Origin of the sequence: Candidatus Tumulicola sp. (assembly GCA_036490475.1) — a bacterium.
Lineage (GTDB): Bacteria > Vulcanimicrobiota > Vulcanimicrobiia > Vulcanimicrobiales > Vulcanimicrobiaceae > Tumulicola.
The window spans coordinates 495966-514037 of record DASXDT010000006.1 but is presented as its reverse complement, the minus strand read 5'-3'; the positions used below and the strand labels follow the sequence as shown (position 1 = coordinate 514037).

Below are 18072 nucleotides of genomic sequence, written 5' to 3'. Positions count from 1 at the left end.
ATTGGCAGCTGCCGTCGCGTTCGCGCTCCTCATGCTGTGCGTTTCGGCGCCGGCGCAAGCGGTTCCAATCTTCGCGCAACGCTATCATTTACAGTGCGGTGCCTGCCATAGCGTGATGCCGGAGCTGAACGCATTCGGAAATTACTTCCGCATGCACGGTTATAAGTTGCCGCTGCCAAAGCATCCGACTACTCTGTTGGCGATCCGCTATCAGATGGGGTATTCGCAAGATCCGGCGGCTGGAACGCGCCGTTGGACGCCTGGCGGAATCGTGCTGGGCGCCGCAGATCTCGGCAACATCTCTGCGTTCATGCACTATAGCCTGGGAGCGGGAGGCGGTCCGGCCGCACTGTATCTCGGCTTCTTGACCGACTACAACGCGCACACCAAGTCCGAATACCGCTTGGGATTGTTCGAATTGCCCTTGGCGCAATCGCCGGGCGAGCGATTAGACGACCTCCAAGGATACGGTTACTATAACGCGCACGTCGGACTCAACGACCTGCCGCTGGCGTCTCCGCGTTGGGGCTTATGGGATCAGAAAACGATCGGTAATCTCGTCGCGAATCTGACGGTAGATTTCAGCGAGTTCAAGGGTGCTGCGTACGGCGGCAAGCCGGTGGATACCGGCGAAACGACATTCAATGGTGCACCCGAGGTCGGATTGTGGCTCGATCAAGGCATTCTCTCCAAGGCCAACTCCGAAGTGGACGCCGGCGGAGAGTTTCTCGAAGGAAATCGCGGGATTCTTCCGACCGGCCGCTCCGCGTTTAGCGACGCATACCAACGCTACGGTTTACTGGCGCACGGACGTTTCGGTCCGGTCGACCTGCAAGCGGAGCAATGGTGGGGAGACGACCACAACGCGGACGGGTTCGGAACGAATCAACGATCCAGCGGCGGATACGCGCGACTCAAAATCTATCCCGTGCCGCACGCCTATCTCGGTATGCGCTACGATGCGACCGCGAATCCGTTTGTGGTTCGCGATATGACGTACTACGGTGCGTTCATGATCGCTCCGTTCCGCTTCTTGGTGCAAGAAGTTGCTCCGATCGCGCTTCCGGGACAACATCCCACGCTGGGTGGCGCCGTCACGGTCGCGTTCCCCGGCTACTACAAACTGTAAAGCGGCGAACGCAAGCGGTTCCCTAGGAAACGGCCCGCAGGCGGCAGTAAGGCATCGAACATTCGCTCGATGCTATTGCTGAGGAGAAACTCGATGCGCACGCCGCGTTCGCTCGTATTGCTCGGTGGGTTCATCGCAACCGCCATTCTTGCCGGATGCGCTGGTTCGGCCGCACCATCGTCACCCGCTCAGACGTCGGACGCGAGTCGAATCGCGCTGCTGCGCCAGCCGATGACTCCGGCGCGCTTATTGCAGTTGCAAGCGTCGGGACAACTTCCAGGACCCGTCCCGCAAGCGCGGTTACGAGATCGGCTCAACCGCATCGCGCGACCACGCCCAACCTTCGGCCGCCGCGCCGCGGGTACGGTGGGCATATGGGCGACCGATACCGACTTCAATTACCTCGTCGGCCAGACGGTGAGCGGACGTAAAACCGTCGTCGCCGTCGACCTTTCGAAGAACAACTGCCTGTCGCCGGTCGGCGTACGCGTGGACGCATCGCAGAACGAGTGGGTGGCGTGCGAACTGACGTCGCCGAGCAGCACGAACGGCGCGTTGCAACAATACAGTTCGGCCGGACGGTACGAAAAGCAATTCTTGTTCAATTGTCCGTCTTCGGTAAAAGGCTGCTCGACGTTCAGCGGATACGGCTGGGACAGCGGCATCGATTCTAAGGGCAACGTGTTTGCGGCACTTAACATCTATTCGATCGAAGTGTGTAACCCGAGTTGCGTATCGAATCTCGGCGCCGGATTTGAGTGGTGGTCAAAAGGCAAGACGAGCGCGTCGCCGCATCTGATCACGCTCGGCGACAGCTGCAGTCCGATCTGCGGCGTGGGTTTTATGGACTTCGATGCCTCGGATAATATCTGGTTCACGTTCGTCGGCTACAACGGCAGCGTGTACGGCCCGGGCCTCGGCGAAATCACGAGCCCGGCGAAGAACCCGGCGCTAACGATCGTCGAGCCGGCTGGAACCTACGGTTTCTTTGGCGGCGTCAACGTAACGGGCGGCGGCTCGGTTCTCAACGTCGTCGATCAGCAAGCGAGAACGATCTCGCAGTACCATCTGCCGCTAGCGCCCGGTGGCAAGCCGTTCAACACGCTCGGTCCGACACCGCTCAATGCCTTCGGCATCGGCGATCCGGTTTCGGGCGGCTTCAACAAAGCCGAATCGAACTTCGCGCTCGCGGACGCCGGCGGATGGCTCGATCTTGGACGATACGGCACGAACAAGTGGACGAGCGTATCGAGCCCAAATTTCTACAGTGGAATCGAGGGAGCCGCGTATACACCTTCGGATAAGTGATGCGAGGCACGAAATGCTCGAATTGATCTATTCCACATCGCGTGCCGGCGCGGAGGCGTTCGCATGGCGCGAGCCGTTCGGCGCGATCAGCATTACCGACCCGGGAAGCCGGCCCGTTGCGTTGCCTCAAGCGTCGCTGATAGCGCGCTGCGATCTGCAGTTCTGGGACGTAGAACGTGGCGAACTCGACGTGTTCGATGCGGCCATGGCGCGCAGAGCGTTGACGTTCGTTCGGGACGACTGCGTGGCCGCTACGCTGCTTTTAGTGCATTGTGAAGCGGGCATTAGCCGTTCGACCGCGATGGCCAACGCACTCGGACGAATTCACGGCATCGCCGTGCGCCATCAAAACGCGCTGTTTCTCGACCCGAATCCGCTGGTAACGCGACTACTTGGCGAACAGGCCATTTTGTGATCGACGAGGAGAAAGCCATGCGCGCCTTTCCATTTGCGATTACCGACCGGATGAACGCTTCTAGCGCCGGGCGCGGGATTGCGGTGTCGTCGCAATGACCGATTCTTCGAGCGTTGAACGGAATCGCGAAGCCGTTCGACAGGCGTTCGAACGGTGGCGCGAGGGCCGGGGAAACCTCTTCGATTTGATGGCGCCGGACGTTCGCTGGGAAATCGCCGGCCACTCCGCCGTCGCCGGAACGTACCCGAGCAAAGAGGCGGTTATGAACCAAGTGATCGTGCCGTTAAACAAACGCTTCGCGCGCCCGCTGGTGCCGGCCGTCCGGCGTTTATATGCCGACGGCGATACCGTGGTGGCGTTGTTCGACGCCGAAACGGTTGCGACGGACGGTCTCCCGTATCGTAATTCCTATTCGTGGTTTCTTCGCTTTCGCGAGGGTTCGATCGTCGACGTCGTAGCGTTTTTCGACAGCGTCGACTTTAACGAACTGTGGACGCGCGTGTCGCCTGAGTAGCTCGTCGATTCGCCCGGCCGCCCAAATGCAAACAGGGGTCGCCGCGCCGCTACCCTTTCATGCCCTGAACGCACTCGAGCCGTCGCCCGTGACCACTTGAACCCGCCGAAAAATACGGTAGAATTCGTTACGTGGCCACCTGGGACGACGTCCGGCGAATCACGCTCGCACTTCCGGAGACGACCGAAGGCACGAGTTACGGTAACCTCGCGTGGAAAGTGGGGGGTAAGGCGTTCGCGTGGGACCGCCCGTTGCGCGCATCCGACGTCGCGGCGCTCGGGCCGGACGCCCCGCACGGAGCGATTCTCGGCGTGCGCACCGACGGCTTAGAAATGAAGGAGGCTCTCCTCAAGAGCGATCGGGCGATATTCTTTACCATCCCGCACTTCGACGGTTTCGCTGCCGTGCTCGTCCGGTTGTCGAAGATCGATACAATTCGCTTGCGCGACGTTTTGACCGATGCCTGGCTCGTGCGCGCCACCCCAAAGCTCGCAAAAGCATTTCTCGATGAGCGCCGCGCGTAATGAGCTTTTTCGAGCGGCCCGACCCAAGGATCGCGTCGAGCGCCGATCAGCCGGCAGCGATCGCGGTGATTCGAACGATCGGCCGCCATGCAATCGCGCTCATCATCTGCTGCGTCATCTCGCTCGCGATCTATGCGGTTGACGTTGCGTACGGACTGCACGGCGTTAGCCGCACCGGCGGCGTCATAGCAGTTCGCGGCCTATCGAGCGTCGTGACGATCGTGCGCGACGATCGCGACGTACCCCACGTGCGAGCGCGCGACGATTGGGACATGTATTTCGGTGAAGGTTACGCGCAGGGTTCCGACCGTCTCTTCCAACTCGATTTGACGAGACGATATGCGTACGGAACGCTGTCCGAGGTCCTGGGCGCAAAGACATTCCCGATCGACGTGGCACAGCGGGCCGTCGACATCGATGGAATCGCTCGCCGTCAGTTGCGTGCATTGCCGGAAACCACGCGCAGCGCATTATCGGCATTTAGCGACGGCATCAACGCTGCGGCGGCCCGGCAGCCGCTGCCGGTGGAGTTTCGGCTGATGCTCTATCGTCCCGCACCGTGGACGCCGAAGGATTCGCTGGCGGTTTCGATCGTCGCGTCCCTCGAATTGTCCGATTCTTGGAACGATGTCGTCGCGCGCGATGCGATTTGGCGTTCCCAGGGATCGCGATGTTTCGATGCGCTCGTTCCGTTATCGGATGGCCGCTACGACGTTTCCGTTCGGGGCGACGCGATACCGCGCCGCGTGCAGTTGGATCTGCCGGACGATTGCGGACCGGGAAGCGTCGCGTCCGTGCGACGCCCGTCGATCGGGAGCAACGCGTGGGCTGCGGGTTCGGCCCGGTCGTTCGATGGGCACGCGCTGCTGGCGAACGATCCGCATCTCGACGTGTCGATCCCCGGAATCTGGTACGTCGTCGACTTGCAGTCGCCGCACGTGCACGTTGCCGGGGCGACGATTCCCGGCGTCCCCGGCGTCGTGTTGGGACACAACGAGCGCATCGCATGGGCGTCGACCAACGCGCAAGTCGCGACGACCGGCGTCTTTCGATTCAATTCGCGAGCGCGTGGTGGGCGATGGACGGATCAACATTTTTCGGTGCGATTCGCAGGCGACCGCGCCGTACGCTACTATCGCGCACCTGCGGAGTTTTCGGTTCCCGGGCAAGCCGCCGCCGCGCCGCTGCTGGTGCGCTGGCCGATGTACGCCCAACGACGTTCGACGATCGAGACGATTTTGCGATTGAATGCGGCGCGCGATGCCGGCGATGCCGTGCGTGCGCTGGCCGGGTATCGCGGATCGCCACAAAATTTCGTGGTGGCCGACCGTTCGGGTAACGTCGTCTATCACATGGCCGGCATCGTTCCCGACGACCCGGCGTGGGGCAGATACGTGCATCCGGCCTCCGACGTAGAGCGATCGTTCGCCGAGTTGTCGTTCGCGCGGTTGCCGTCTGCAGCACCGTCACGCAACGCAATCGTTGTGAGTGCCAACAATCGTTCGTACGGTGCGAACTATCCGTATCGTCTGTCGGCGCAGTTCGAGCCCCCGTATCGCGCCTACCGAATCGCGCAACTCCTACGCGCGCGATCGCGCTACGACGCCGCGTACTTTGCGACCATGCAACTCGACACGTACTCGCCGATCGACGCGGAAATCGCCTCCGATGTGTTGCGGGCCCGAGCGATGCAAGGAGTGACGCGCGACGAGCTTGCCGCGTTCGACGTGCTCGCACGATGGGACGGGCGCTTCGATCCGGATTCGCGCGGTGCCGCTCTGGAGCACTCGGTGCGATACTGGTTGCTGGGCGCGGGCGTTCCGGCCAGGGCGCGCCTGGCGCAGCTGCGATCGGCGCGCGGCGATTGGGAGCCGGGACTCGAAGAGGACGTTGCTGCGTCGCTCGTGTCGGCGACGATGGATCGTCGAGATTGGGGCGCGGCGGGCGCGATTGCGATCGAGCATCCGCTGTCGCCGATGCGCTTCGGTTTTCTCAACGGCGACGTGCTGCCCGGCTCCGGCAACGAGGACACGATTCGCCTGCAAGAGCCGGGATTCGCACAAGGGTTTCGCGCCGTTTGGGACGTTGGCGATTGGGACGCCGGCGGTATCGTTATTCCGAGCGGCGAGTCCGGCGAGCCGGGATCGCCGTACTACACCGATTCGACGCCGGATTGGATCGCAGGACGATTATCGCCGCTGCCGTTTAGTGCGTTCGCATTGCGTCGGCACGCGCGCCAAACGTTGCTGCTCGAACCGGCGAGTTCCACGACTGGCGGCAAGTAAACGGCCCTTCGCAGCCCGAAGCCCTCATCCACGGAGGTTTGAGTGGTGCTGATACGCGTTCGACAGCTGTGCGTTCTCGTTGCGACGATCGGTGTGTTGGCGGCCTCGGGCGATTGGCCGATGCCGGCTATCGCTCCGTACCCGCCGATTGCAGCCATGGCCAACTCGGTGGAAGCCACTCGCCTCGGCGCTTCGGTCCAAAAGCTGGTTGCGTTCGGCACGCGGAACGATTTTTCAGAAACGACGTCGACCGGCGAGCACGGCGTCTTCGCTGCGCGTGACTGGATTGCGAAGCAGTTTCGCGATATTGCCGCTTCCAGCGGTGGGCGTATGAGCGTTGCGCTCGACACGTATCTCCAACCGAAGACACCGCGTACGCCGCGTGCGGTGACCGAGTCGAGCGTCATCGCCACGCTGCACGGTTCGGATCCCGGCCGCATCTACGTGATGGCCAGCCACTACGACGATTGTGACGGACGCTGTACCGATGGCGCCGGAATCGCACCCGGGGCCGACGACAACGGATCGAGCGTCGCGGCCGTTTTGGAAGCCGCTCGCGTGATGGCGTCGTCGCAATTCCGTGGTACGATCGTCTTCGCGTGCTTCGACGGCGAAGAACTCGGATTGTGGGGTTCGAATCATTTCGCGCGCGAGATGGCGGCGAGCAAGTCACCGATTCTCGCCGTGCTCAACAACGATATCATCGGGAACTCGACCGGTGGCGACGGGCTTTCGGAACCCGGCCTCATTCGCGTCTTTAGCGAAGCTCTTCCGGTGAAAAGCGAACGGTCTGCAGTTAACGCGATCGGCTCCGAAAACGATTCGCCGTCGCGCGAGTTGTCGCGTTTCGTCGCCGAAACGATTCCGGCGTACGTTCCGGATTTTTCGGTGCGGCAGATCTTTCGGGCCGATCGCTTCTTACGAGGCGGCGATCAGGAATCGTTCCAGGATGCCGGCTATTCGGCGGCTATACGCTTTGTGGAACCGCACGAAAATTTCACGCATCAGCACCAGGATGTGCGCGTGAGCGACGGCGTGCAATACGGCGACTTGCCGCAATATATTGATCCGTCGTACCTGCAGCGCGCGACGCAAGCCAACGTCGCCTCGCTGGCGACGCTCGCGCTCGGCCCCGCGCAACCGGGCGGCGTGGAGATGCTGCTCGACCGTCTCGGCTACTCGTCGACCCTTCGCTGGACGCGCGTGCCGGACGCGACGTCGTACGAAGTCGTTTGGCGCTCGACCGATGCGCCGCTATGGGAGCACGCCCGCGACGTCGGCGATGTCGCACAAACGACCGTTCCACTGTCGAAAGACGATTACATCATGGCCGTGCGCAGCGTAGACCGCAACGGCCTGCGCAGTCCGGCCGTCTATCCGGCACCGATTCGGCCCTCACACTAGCCTCGTATACTAAGGAGCAATCGATCGCGATGATTTCTCGATGGAACCGTACGTTTTCCGCCGTAGCTGCGGTGTGTCTCGTTGCGCTTGCAGGCACCGCCGCGCCTGGGCTTTCGGCTTCCTCTGCGGCCGGTAGCCGTGCTGCGTTAACGCAGGCCTTACAACGCGATCTCACCGGATATCTAACGAAATACGGCGCCATCGAACATGTGTCGGCGCTGTCGCTCGCGGTGAGTCTCAAGGCCGGTACCAATCCGATCGACGTCGTCGCTGGAACGACGCTATACGGCGGTGGACCGAAAGCGACACCCTCGGATCTCTATCAGATCGGCAGCAACACGAAGGCGTTCACGTCGGTCGCCGTTTTGCAGCTCGAAGCGCAAGGCCGCCTTTCGATCGACGCGCCGATCGGAACGTATCTGCCGCAATATCCGGCGTATGCTAAGCTGACATTGCGACGGCTGTTGAGCATGACCGGCGGCATCGAAACCTACGACGATACCAGCGCTTGGTATCGCATGTTCGCCAACGCTCCCATGCGTTATACGTCGGCCGATCAACTGATTCGGTTGATCTATCCGCGCATCAAATGGACGCCGGGCACGAAGTACTCATATTCCAACACGGGTTATCTCCTAGCTCAAGAAGTGGTCGCGGCGCGTAGCAAGAGCCATAGCTTCTCGGTCGAAATCGCGCGAATCATCGCGGCGGCCGGGCTCAAGAATACCTACTATGCGAATAATTTTTATCCGGAAAGCGTCGCTCGGCGCGTCGTAGCCGGCTACTACGAAAACGACGATCCTGGGTTTGAGAAATTTCACGGTAAGAATGTGACACCCTATACCGTTTCGTGGGCGCAAGGTGCCGGTTCGATCGTTTCGACCCCCGAAGACCTGACCGTTTGGGCTCGAGCGATCTATCAGGGAAACGCACTCCTGCCGGAGCGGCAAAAGCGCGAGCTGATGAGCCTCATCTCGACGGAAACGGCGAAGCCCGTCGCCGCCGTCGATGCGGGCACCCCATCGGCATTCGGTTTAGGCGTTGCTCAAAAGTACGATAAGAATCTCGGTTCGTTTTGGTTTTATCAAGGCGAGACGCTAGGATTTCGCGCAACGCATCTGTACTTTCCGGACTCCGGGCTCGTGGTCGCGATTTTCGCCAACAGCCGCCCGGTCGAAAAGAATAGCCACATGCTGGAGCTTTTCGGCCAGATCTACAAGTCGATCAAAGCCAACCAACCGACGTAAACGCGCTACGGCGTCGTCACCGCAAGATCTTTCCGGTCTTGACGACTTCGAACGCCGTACTCGGGACGTTCTTGAGCTGATCCAGGTCGTCGTCGTTCCAACACGACGCCGGCGACCCGCCCTGCCCTTGAAAATACCAATTCGATCCGTTATCGGCGACGAACATACCGTACTTTTTCATCGCCGTTGCAACGATCAACGCCTGGCCGGTCATACCCGAAAGATCGTACGAGGCTTTCATTCGAATGCGTAATCCCATCGGAGGCAACGTCGGATCTTTGCTATCGCTGGCAAAGTGCGTCGCCGGATGGATATACCCGGCTTGCGTTTGCGAGAATGTCACCCGTAGCGCGTGATCGATTTCGCCGGCGGCGACTTCGTCGCACTTGACCAGCGCGGGCAGAATCGGCAGGCCGGCAGCGTCGGCAGACGTCCAACCGTTGGGCCGCAGTTTGTTGGTGTCGAGCGGAAAGAGTGCACCCGAGCCGGCGCGCCATTTCTTGCCGCCATTTTCGGGAAACGCTCGCCACATTTCGTACAACTTGCAGGCGTCTTGTTGCAATACGAGCACGTGACGGTCGCCCTTGGCGTGCGCCCCGCCTTCGATGGGAGCGTCGGGCGGAATCGGGTACGGGCCTCGATCGCTTTGTGATGAGTACCCGAATTGTACGGGAACTTTCTGCTGATTTTTCGGCACGACGACGAACGGTATCCCGTAATGCGGGTCGTGTCCGAAATCCGGATGCAAGCTGCCGGGCAACGCTCCGATATAGGCATCGGAATTCGGATCGAGCGGATACTGGGAAATGTCGGTGTTCCACCAATTATTCGATGGGAAGATTTGACAGCCGCCGACGACCGGAACGTCCGCTCGGCGCTCCGATGGCGATTGGAAGGACGCCGCTCCCGGCGCAGAATTTCCGAACGTGCAAGCGGCGAGCATGGAACATGCGGCGGTCGCCGCAACCAGTTTCATCATACGGTACGCTCCTCACCCGAAGGCACCCATAGGCTTCGATGGGCTAATCGATGAAGCCGCTCGGAGCGCTACATTCGCGTGAAGTTCGTCCGCGTCAGTGGGGCGCCGAGCCCGCCTGCGGTTTGTAGGTTCCGAAACTCCAGCTATGATTTCCGGGATCGCGAACGCCAAATTCGTGCGAGCCGTAATCCGTGTCTGTTAGTTCCCGCACGATGGCGGCCTTTGCGGCGGTAACGCGCGCGTAGGTGACGTCGACCGCTTCGCGACTATCGAGCGCGACGTACACGGTTTGCGCGGGATTGCCGGACCCGTCGTTCTTCACGCTGCCGAGCATAAACAAATTGCCCGCAAGCTCGAGCTCGGCGTGATGGATGACATTCCCATCGTCCGCGTACACCACGTGCTCGGTGCAGCCAAGCACGGATTTGAGCCAGTCGATCGCTGCGCGTGCGTCGTCGTAACGCAGCGCCGGATAGATGGATTGCTTACCGTTGGTTGTTTCGTTCATGCGACCATGGTACCCGACTACAGGCCGAACGTCTTGGAAAAATGATCACGGCTCCGCGATACTGACGGAGCCGGCGTACAGCGTGGCGGCCAGGAACGCACCCGGTGTCATCCTGGCAAACTCCTCGAAATCGCGGTACAGATGCGCCTGATCGAAGTAACCGAGATCGGCGGCGGCCGCGCTCGATGTCTCGCGCCGGGCAAGCGCGCGAAGGACGTGGTTGAAGCGCACGATTCGAGCGAAGCGTTTTGGCGCGATGCCAAGTTCGCGCCGGAATCTCCGGGCGAGCTCGGGCCGGCTGAGGCCGCTTTCTGCGCGTAGCGTTTCGATCCGGACGTCGCCACGCTCGCGCACGACGGCGCGTGCCACGCGTGCGACGAGTTCGTCGCTGCGTGTGTTGCCAAGCCGGGCGATGGTCCAGCCGGCCGCCGCACGCACGACTGAAACGGCGCGCCGAGCGGCGCTGCCGTGCACCGTCTCGGCGGCTTCGAAGCAACGTTGGCCCAGCTCGCGAGCGGCTTGTCCCGCAACGGCGTGCAGGTCGACGGTGATATCCAGCAGTTCGGCGACCGGTAGGCCGAGGGCGCACGACGCGGCTGGCGCTCGCAGCCGGATCCCCGCAACACGGCAGCGACCCGCGGGAGCGACGACGACGCTCGGCGTGGTTCGCAAGCCGCTTACGCAGATCACAGGGAAGTGAACCGGCAACGAAAGGTCGCCGTCGCGGTGCGGCTCGTCGAGCTGCACGACGATCTCGGCCGTCCCATCCGGAAAGACGCGCTCGCGTGCTAACGCCAGCGTTCCGTCGAAATACCAAATACGATCCACAACGCCCAGCAGCGGGGACGCAGCCGGCGGCGACCAGTGGGCGCTGGTCCAGCGGCCGAGGGCCGAGTCGCCCGTCGCAACGTCCGGATCGATGAGCGCCGTCGCTACGTGCACGCTCCGACGCTTCGACGCCGTTATGCCCATTAGCTCGCGCAGGTTGCGCGCTTGCTTCCCAGGGAGATCGTCCGAGCCGGGAAAGGCCCTGCTAGGGAGGGCGACTACAATGCGCTTTACAGGCTATCCATACGCGGCCGCTGCGGCGGCCTGCGCGTTACTGCTGTCCGCATGCAGCGGCGGTAACTCCGTTTCTACGATGCCCGGCGGGACGAACGCTGGACCGATGTCACAACCGGCATCCAAACAACACCCCCAAGGTGCGAGCGCGGCGGCGCTCTATGCGAGCGATTTCTACGGTAAATCGATATTCCGCTTCGCGCGCAACTCCGACGGAACGTTGGTGACGCCGGCCGGATCGTCGCTGGTTCTTTCGTATAATCCGGGCGCGATCGCAATCGGCAGCACCGGCAATCTTTTCGTTGCCGATGAAGAGAACGAATCGATCGAAGTCTATCCGAAAGACGCCAGCGGGTACCAGCCCGCGACGCGTACGTTATTGTTGCCGTTCGTCCCGAGTGCCGTCGCAATCGACGGCGCCGGATACGAATACGCGGGCGGTTTCACCAACGCATACATTGCGGTGTACGCGCCGGGTGCGAAAGGCACCGCCAAGACGATCCAACGGATTGCATTGCCTGACGGTCATGCGGATATCAATGGATTGGCGATCGACTCGAAGGGCAATTTGTACGTTTCGGATACCAACGAAATAAGCGAGTTTACCACACCGCGCACCAATCCGACGCTAGTGCGCGCGATCGTCGGTACCGGACAGCAAAACGCTCCGAGCGGTTTGGCGTTGCAAGCATCCGGCGAACTCTATGCCGCCAACACCGGCGACAGCAATATCCTTGCGTATTCGCCCACCGCTAACGGGACGAGCGCTCCGGATCGCACGATCTCTTCGAACTCGCCGCCGCTCAAACTACCGAATGGCGTCGCGGTTCACGCCAACGTTCTCTACGCAACGAGTGGCACGTCGCTCGATGGTCCGCCATCGATTTTCGTGTTGAACGCGCGCGCCGGCGCACAAACGCCGGTTCAGGTCGTCACCGGTTCGTATTTATCGTCACCGTACGGGGTTGCCGTCGGGCCCTAAGACGGCGTTCGTCAGTGGCGTGGCGGCATAGGATTAGCCGCCGCGCCACAGTAGAACGGACGATGGTACGACGTCTTGCTCTTGCTGCGATTGCGGCACTGTTAACGACGGGCATAACGGCCCGCGGATTCGCTCCGAACCAGTTGACCGCGGAATCTCAATACGAAGCAACGGTCGCGGCATCGCCCAACGAAGCCGCCGCCCGCGCCGACGAATTGGGGCTGGCGTCCTTCGTTCACCGGATGGGAACGCCCGGCGACGAGCGCACCGCCAACTACGTGCGCGATCAACTAATCAAAGCCGGATGGAACGCGCAGATCGTCACCTATGTCGTGCCGATTGCCTGGCCTGTGCAGCAGCGTTTGACGCTCTTCGCCGGAACGGCCCGCGCGCGCAATGTTTCGTTGTACGAACCATCGATCGCATCGGATCCGTATTCGTCCGATCATGCCGCCATCGGCATACCGTATTCGGGATATAGCAACGACGGCGATGCGACCGGAACCGTCGTGTACGCCAACCATGCCCTGGCCGCCGATTTCGAGGCATTGGCCAAAGCCGGCGTCGATTTACGCGGCGCGATCGTCGTCGCGCGCAGCGGCGGCGGTGCGTTAACCGCAAAAGCGTTCGAAGCCGCCAAGCATGGAGCGTCTGCGGTGCTGGTCTTCAACGACCCGCTCACCGGCGGGTACTTTATGGGCGATACGTATCCGAAAGGCGCGTGGAGGCCGTTGGGCGGCGCGACGCGCAACACGATGACGTTCACGAACGATCCGGGCGATCCGACGGCGATCGGCATTCCCGTTCCGGGTGCGCCGCACAAGCCGTTTTCCGCGATCAAACTTCCGCCTATCCCGGAAGCGCCGATTACGGGCGACGTGGCACGCGAACTGCTCGAGCCGCTCGATGGTCCCGTGGCGCCGCCCGATTGGCATCCCGGATTCGCATTTTCGCAGCACCTGGGCGGCTCCGTTCGCGCGCACTTCGTGTTGCGTAGCAAACGATTCTTCGGACCGATCTGGGACGTGATCGGCACGCTGCCCGGAACGACCGATCAAACCGTCGTGGTCGGCAGCCATCGCGATGCGTGGACGTACGGATCCATCGATCCGATTAGCGGCACCGTGGATCTGTTGCAACTGGCGCGCGCGTTCGGAAAGCTGCACGCCACGGGTTGGCGTCCGCGACGAACCGTCGTCATCGGCTCGTGGGACGGCGAAGAACTCAATCTTTTCGGAAGCGATATATGGGTGCGTCAAAACGAAGCGCCCCTGCGCGCGCATTGCGTTGCGTACGTTAACACCGACGAAGTCGCGTACGGGCCCGAGTTCGGAGCAGCGGCGACGCCCGATTTAGCCGGCATGCTGCGCGATACGACGACGGCCGTCGCAGCACCGGATGCGATCACGCCGCTCGACAAATATTGGCTGGCGCAAGATCCGCAGCGAGAAGTCGATGCGATCGGCGGGGGCAGCGACCACGAGCCGTTCGTCTATCACGAAAACATTCCGGCGCTGGCCGGCGCGTACGCCGGGCCGTTCGGAACATACCACTCGGCCTACGACGATCCGGCGTCGCTTGCGATCTTCGACCCGGGAATGCATCGTGCGGCTGCGGCCGCCCGGTTCACCTCGATGGCGGTGTTGCGCCTTGCCGACGCCGACTATCCCGACTTGCGGCTATCCGGCGTCGCGCAAACGTTGCGCGAGCGAATCGCCGCGTTCGAAAAGGGCAAGGGCGACGAAGCGCGCCGGGCCGTCGTGGCACAGTCGTTGGTTCCGAAGGCCGATGCCTTCAGCGTCGCTGCAAACGCGCTTGACGCGCGCGCCGACTCGGCGGTCGCAGCGAACGATGTCGCGGCTGCGGCGACGACCTACGCACAGTTGCGGTCCGCCGAAAACGCATTCTTCCAACCCGACTCCACGAAGTGGTCGCGTACGCTGCTGTATTCGGTTTCGGGTTACGCAGGCGGAGTGTTGCCGTCGCTCGACGAGACGTTGTCACCGGATGGCGACTCGGCGCTTACCACGCTCCAAGCCGCCTTCGATGCCGCGACACAGGCAGCCGCCGCGCGCTAGACCGAACGGTCTAGGACAGCTATAATGTAGGGTACGGAGCAAGAAAGCGAGGTCGCAGCTATGTTCGTTCAGGCATTAGCTCTTTTAGCGTCGATCGAGGGCGCATCGGCCGGATCGCCGCCTGCAAATTTCACGATCGTTCACGCGGATTACCGATTCGGATATAATACCGCGGCTGCCGAAACCGGCCCCGGTACGGGAACGATGAGCGTCGATATCGGCGCGGCGATGACCGACGGCGGCGTTATGGTAAGCGCCACCGATACGTGGTGGAACTCCGTCCGCTCCCGCGCAACCAATTCGTGCGAAGTGTATCCCAACGGCAACGTCACCTGCTTGGATCGCCCCTATGACTTGTCGCCGATGCAGCTGGTTTTGTTCCCGATGCTCGGTCGCCAGTATTTCAGCCGGTTGGGTCGTTCGGGTGACGGAAGTTGGACGCAATCGTATCGAGTAAGCCATGGTGACCTGTATCTCTACGATTACCAGTTTGCGATGCACGGAACCGGCGCCGCAGCCGGTAGCAATACCCTTTTCTCCATCGATGTGAACGGGAAGTCCGATCAGGTCGGCGGCGCATATCGCGGCAGCGATCTCGAACAGCACATCTATTACGATGCCGAAGTCGGTCTGCCGGCCATCGTGGAAGACGAGCGCGCGCATCTCCCGCAGAAGACGATCTATAACAAGGATTACGTCGAGCTTCGTTTGATCGGCGCATCGCCCGCGCAATAAAACCTTGCCGCTGCAAAACCGGGTGACGCCGTTCGGCGAAATCGTCGCGTTGCCCGGGCGCGGTTCGATCATGGGAAATAGAGGCCAGCTGCACGACGAGCACCGCACGCTCAAACGACAGTGGCAATTGCGCAGATGGATCGCGTGCCGTCTGGAGTGGCGTGGCATTCGACGAGTCGTCATGACGCCGCGCCGCTACACCGAACTGTTCTTTCTCGACGAAGCGGCCGCGTTCGCCGCGGGACACAGACCATGTGCCGAGTGCCGCAACGCCGACTACAAGCGCTTTGCCGCGTTGTGGGAAACGTGTTTCGGAAAACGAGCCGGCGCCGACGCGATGGACGCAACGTTGCACGCCGAGCGGCTCGACGGTCGTACGAAGCGCACCGTTCGCGCTCCGGTCGAGTCACTTCCGAACGGCGCCTACATCGTCTCCGGCGATGGCATCGCGCGCGTAGTGTGGGACGATGCGCTGATCGCGTGGGGCGCGGGTGCCTACGGAGACCGGATTCGTCGTCCGAAGTCGTCGCAGGTCGATGTTTTGACCCCACCGTCGATCGTTGCCATCATTCGAGCAGGCTTTCTTCCAGGGGTGCATCCAACGCTAGCGTCCTGATGGCAGGTGCGATGCTCGGACCATGGTCGAGCTTTTACGTGATGATCGGCTCTTCGGCGGCGGCGCTGACGGGTTTGATGTTCGTGGTGATCACGCTCGTCAACAACGAGCAACGAAAGCGCAGCCCAGACGGGATCGCGACCTTCAGCACCCCGACGGTCTTGCATTTTTGTGCCGCACTGTTCGTTGCAGCAATCGTGAGCGCTCCGTGGCGCTCGCTCACCTGGGTCGGCGGATTGATCGCAGCGTTCGGCGCTTACGGAACGATCTTTTCGATCTACGTGATGACCCGAACCAGCCGTCTCTCCGAGTACCGGGCCGACCTCGAGGATTGGACGTGGTTCGTCATCTTGCCGCTCCTCGCGTACATCGCCGTGCTCAGCGCGGGACTGGGGCTCTTGTGGAAGCCGGCGCAGTCGTTATTCGTGCTGGGGGGAGCGGCGGTGCTCCTGATTTTCATCGGCATTCGCAACGCTTGGGATGTCGTAACGTTTCTGGCCGTCAACGGTGAGCCGAGTGGAAAAGCCGGTAGCGACGACTGACGCGCGTCTATCCGCGCAGCGCTTCTAGCTCGCGTAGCGTCCGCTCGTCGAGCTCGACCTTCGCCGCGTCGAGGTTTTCACGCAGGTGCACGAGCGACGAGGTACCTGGAATCAATAGAATGTTCGGCGAACGCGCGAGCAACCACGCTAACGCGACCTGCATCGGCGTCGCACCCAGACGCGACGCGATGGCGTTCAGTTCGGACGATTGCAGCGGAGTAAACCCACCGAGCGGAAAGAACGGAACGTAGGCGATGCCGTCGGCGGCCAGTCCGTCGATCAACGCATCGTCGTTACGGACGACCACGTTAAAGAGATTTTGCACGCAAACGATATCGACGATTGTACGCGCTTCGGCGATCTGCGCGTGGGTGACGTTGCTCACGCCGATATGTCGAATCAAACCCTCTCGTTGCAGATCGGCCAGCGTCGAGATTTGCTCGGCATTCGATCCTTCGGTCGGTCCGTGGCCGTCGCCCATCGAGCGGTAATTGACGATGTCGAGCGCCTCGATCCCGAGGTTGCGCAAGTTGTCGAGCACGCCGTCCCGCAAGTCTTGCGGCGAAATCCACGGCTGCCACGAGCCGTCGGGCGGACGGCGCGCGCCAAGCTTGGTGACGATCGTCAAGCTAGCGGGATACGGGTGCAACGCTTTGCGGATGAGTTGGTTGACGGTGTGCGGACCGTAATAATCGGACGTATCGATATGGTCGACGCCACGCTCGACGGCTTCGCGCAAAACGGCGATCGCCTCGTCGGGATCGCGCGGAAGACCCATGATATTGGGACCGGTTAACCGCATCGCGCCATAGCCGACGCGGTTGACGCTTCTCGTGGTCCCGGGGAACGTGAACCGGCCACCGAGAGCCGAGGTAGACGTTACATCGCTCATCGTTCGCGCAGACCCGGCATGGCCAACCCAGGTTGCGCGGTTGCGAGTCCGTTCCAAAACGCTTCCACAGCATCGAGCATTGCGGTACCGGCGACCAGAAAGCGTTCGGGCGAAAAGCCCGTTTTGGAATGGGCTTCGCGCAACTCGTCGTCGGTGTGTTCGGCGTGACGCTCTTCGAGCGCGTCGTGCCACGTCCAGAAGCCGAGCGGCAGGTCGGGTATGCGCTTTTGTTTGATGACCCGCAGCCCGGCGATGAGTTCTTTCCAGAAGCCCGCCGCAGCCCAGTGTTCGATCGCATATGACGCCCCGGTCGCGGTCGACTCGTCTTCCGAGCCATACCACGTGAGCAACGCATCACAGAACGCCAGCGTGGACGGCGAACCCAATCGGCGCTTACCGAGATCGTTCCAATCGAGACCGAACGTTTGCGCGAACTGTGCGAGCCATTCGAAGTGACCGGCGGTAAATCGGAACGTTCCGCCTTCGACCGATCCATCGGGCGTGAATGCGACGCCGAGTTCGTTCAGCAGAATTTCTTTGGCCGCGCGATATCCCGATCGATCCGACGCGTTGATGCATTTGCGCAGTTGTGCTTCGAGAAAGAGATGGCTGAAGACCGAGAACTGAACGCTGAACGCCCGCAGTTCGTCGTCCGACGCGTTGCCGGTAGCGAACCATCGAGTATAGCGATTCTCTCGCACGATGGGATGGTCTTCGATGGTCGCAGCGACGCGACGCTTAAACCGGTCGAGCGCGAACGGTTCGAATGCCGTAACGGCGGTCATGACGATCTCCTTTGCATAAAAAAAGCCGCCTCGCATCGGCGAGGCGGCTTTGACGTTTGCGACGATG

The 18072-nt window shown here is 61.8% G+C and carries 18 protein-coding genes; 13 read left to right on the top strand and 5 right to left on the bottom strand.

Annotation, left to right across the window (positions count from 1 at the left end; translation table 11 throughout):
• The first annotated feature begins 1 nt into the window (after position 1).
• The 8 genes from VGF98_10035 (at position 2) to VGF98_10000 (ending at position 8826) form a co-directional block, all read left to right on the top strand.
• On the top strand, positions 2–1129 hold the full coding sequence (locus tag VGF98_10035) for a hypothetical protein (protein HEY1681964.1): 1128 nt from the start codon (positions 2–4) through the stop codon (positions 1127–1129).
• A gap of 93 nt (positions 1130–1222) precedes the next feature.
• Positions 1223–2437 carry a hypothetical protein gene (locus tag VGF98_10030; GenBank protein HEY1681963.1) on the top strand — a complete coding sequence of 405 codons (1215 nt, stop codon included), beginning with the start codon at positions 1223–1225 and terminating at the stop codon, positions 2435–2437.
• Positions 2438–2450: 13 nt separating this feature from the next.
• Positions 2451–2852: a hypothetical protein gene (locus tag VGF98_10025; GenBank protein HEY1681962.1), complete on the top strand. Its 402-nt coding sequence runs from the start codon at positions 2451–2453 to the stop codon at positions 2850–2852.
• Positions 2853–2946: 94 nt separating this feature from the next.
• Entirely contained in the window at positions 2947–3366 is a 420-nt protein-coding gene (locus tag VGF98_10020; protein ID HEY1681961.1) for a nuclear transport factor 2 family protein, read from the top strand.
• Positions 3367–3497: 131 nt separating this feature from the next.
• Positions 3498–3890 carry an MmcQ/YjbR family DNA-binding protein gene (locus tag VGF98_10015; protein ID HEY1681960.1) on the top strand — a complete coding sequence of 131 codons (393 nt, stop codon included), beginning with the start codon at positions 3498–3500 and terminating at the stop codon, positions 3888–3890.
• Positions 3890–6175 (top strand): penicillin acylase family protein, encoded by a 2286-nt coding sequence (locus VGF98_10010; GenBank protein HEY1681959.1) that lies wholly within the window; start codon positions 3890–3892, stop codon positions 6173–6175. Before VGF98_10015 ends, VGF98_10010 begins: the two co-directional genes overlap by 1 nt.
• A gap of 45 nt (positions 6176–6220) precedes the next feature.
• Entirely contained in the window at positions 6221–7579 is a 1359-nt protein-coding gene (locus tag VGF98_10005) for a M20/M25/M40 family metallo-hydrolase (protein HEY1681958.1), read from the top strand.
• A gap of 29 nt (positions 7580–7608) precedes the next feature.
• The gene (locus VGF98_10000; protein HEY1681957.1) at positions 7609–8826 is read left to right on the top strand and encodes a serine hydrolase domain-containing protein; all 1218 of its coding nucleotides are present in this window, start codon (positions 7609–7611) and stop codon (positions 8824–8826) included.
• A 16-nt stretch (positions 8827–8842) separates the two neighbouring features.
• Here VGF98_10000 and VGF98_09995 read toward each other — a convergent pair whose 3' ends face one another.
• The 3 genes from VGF98_09995 to VGF98_09985 all read right to left on the bottom strand — a co-directional run bounded on the left by VGF98_09995 (position 8843) and on the right by VGF98_09985 (position 11255).
• Positions 8843–9805: a hypothetical protein gene (locus tag VGF98_09995; GenBank protein ID HEY1681956.1), complete on the bottom strand. Its 963-nt coding sequence runs from the start codon at positions 9803–9805 to the stop codon at positions 8843–8845.
• Positions 9806–9899: 94 nt separating this feature from the next.
• Positions 9900–10313, bottom strand: a complete 414-nt coding sequence (locus tag VGF98_09990) for a VOC family protein (protein HEY1681955.1) — start codon at positions 10311–10313, stop codon at positions 9900–9902.
• A 45-nt stretch (positions 10314–10358) separates the two neighbouring features.
• Positions 10359–11255 carry a helix-turn-helix domain-containing protein gene (locus VGF98_09985; GenBank protein HEY1681954.1) on the bottom strand — a complete coding sequence of 299 codons (897 nt, stop codon included), beginning with the start codon at positions 11253–11255 and terminating at the stop codon, positions 10359–10361.
• A 109-nt stretch (positions 11256–11364) separates the two neighbouring features.
• On the opposite strand from VGF98_09985, the gene VGF98_09980 reads away from it, so the two are divergent.
• The 5 genes from VGF98_09980 (at position 11365) to VGF98_09960 (ending at position 16328) form a co-directional block, all read left to right on the top strand.
• Positions 11365–12357: a hypothetical protein gene (locus tag VGF98_09980; protein HEY1681953.1), complete on the top strand. Its 993-nt coding sequence runs from the start codon at positions 11365–11367 to the stop codon at positions 12355–12357.
• A gap of 62 nt (positions 12358–12419) precedes the next feature.
• Positions 12420–14435, top strand: a complete 2016-nt coding sequence (locus VGF98_09975) for a M28 family peptidase (protein ID HEY1681952.1) — start codon at positions 12420–12422, stop codon at positions 14433–14435.
• A 60-nt stretch (positions 14436–14495) separates the two neighbouring features.
• Positions 14496–15170, top strand: a complete 675-nt coding sequence (locus VGF98_09970) for a hypothetical protein (GenBank protein HEY1681951.1) — start codon at positions 14496–14498, stop codon at positions 15168–15170.
• Between the two features lie 4 nt (positions 15171–15174).
• Positions 15175–15786: a hypothetical protein gene (locus VGF98_09965; protein ID HEY1681950.1), complete on the top strand. Its 612-nt coding sequence runs from the start codon at positions 15175–15177 to the stop codon at positions 15784–15786.
• Between the two features lie 11 nt (positions 15787–15797).
• Positions 15798–16328 (top strand): hypothetical protein, encoded by a 531-nt coding sequence (locus VGF98_09960; GenBank protein HEY1681949.1) that lies wholly within the window; start codon positions 15798–15800, stop codon positions 16326–16328.
• Positions 16329–16335: 7 nt separating this feature from the next.
• On the opposite strand, the gene VGF98_09955 is transcribed toward VGF98_09960, so the two are convergent.
• Entirely contained in the window at positions 16336–17220 is an 885-nt protein-coding gene (locus tag VGF98_09955; GenBank protein HEY1681948.1) for an oxidoreductase, read from the bottom strand.
• Complete coding sequence (locus VGF98_09950; protein ID HEY1681947.1) at positions 17217–18005, bottom strand: hypothetical protein; 789 nt, start codon at positions 18003–18005, stop codon at positions 17217–17219. Before VGF98_09950 ends, VGF98_09955 begins: the two co-directional genes overlap by 4 nt.
• Positions 18006–18072 lie beyond the last annotated feature (67 nt).

Excerpts from the sequence above, each read along its gene's own strand:
- VGF98_10025 (HEY1681962.1), top strand. The coding sequence starts at position 2,451 with ATGCTCGAATTGATCTATTCCACATCGCGTGCCGGCGCGGAGGCGTTC.
- VGF98_09970 (HEY1681951.1), top strand. The coding sequence starts at position 14,496 with ATGTTCGTTCAGGCATTAGCTCTTTTAGCGTCGATCGAGGGCGCATCG.
- VGF98_09955 (HEY1681948.1), bottom strand. The coding sequence starts at position 17,220 with ATGAGCGATGTAACGTCTACCTCGGCTCTCGGTGGCCGGTTCACGTTC.
- VGF98_09990 (HEY1681955.1), bottom strand. The coding sequence starts at position 10,313 with ATGAACGAAACAACCAACGGTAAGCAATCCATCTATCCGGCGCTGCGT.
- VGF98_10020 (HEY1681961.1), top strand. The coding sequence starts at position 2,947 with ATGACCGATTCTTCGAGCGTTGAACGGAATCGCGAAGCCGTTCGACAG.
- VGF98_10010 (HEY1681959.1), top strand. The coding sequence starts at position 3,890 with ATGAGCTTTTTCGAGCGGCCCGACCCAAGGATCGCGTCGAGCGCCGAT.
- VGF98_09995 (HEY1681956.1), bottom strand. The coding sequence starts at position 9,805 with ATGATGAAACTGGTTGCGGCGACCGCCGCATGTTCCATGCTCGCCGCT.
- VGF98_09975 (HEY1681952.1), top strand. The coding sequence starts at position 12,420 with ATGGTACGACGTCTTGCTCTTGCTGCGATTGCGGCACTGTTAACGACG.
- VGF98_09960 (HEY1681949.1), top strand. The coding sequence starts at position 15,798 with ATGCTCGGACCATGGTCGAGCTTTTACGTGATGATCGGCTCTTCGGCG.
- VGF98_09950 (HEY1681947.1), bottom strand. The coding sequence starts at position 18,005 with ATGACCGCCGTTACGGCATTCGAACCGTTCGCGCTCGACCGGTTTAAG.
- VGF98_09980 (HEY1681953.1), top strand. The coding sequence starts at position 11,365 with ATGCGCTTTACAGGCTATCCATACGCGGCCGCTGCGGCGGCCTGCGCG.
- VGF98_10030 (HEY1681963.1), top strand. The coding sequence starts at position 1,223 with ATGCGCACGCCGCGTTCGCTCGTATTGCTCGGTGGGTTCATCGCAACC.
- VGF98_10000 (HEY1681957.1), top strand. The coding sequence starts at position 7,609 with ATGATTTCTCGATGGAACCGTACGTTTTCCGCCGTAGCTGCGGTGTGT.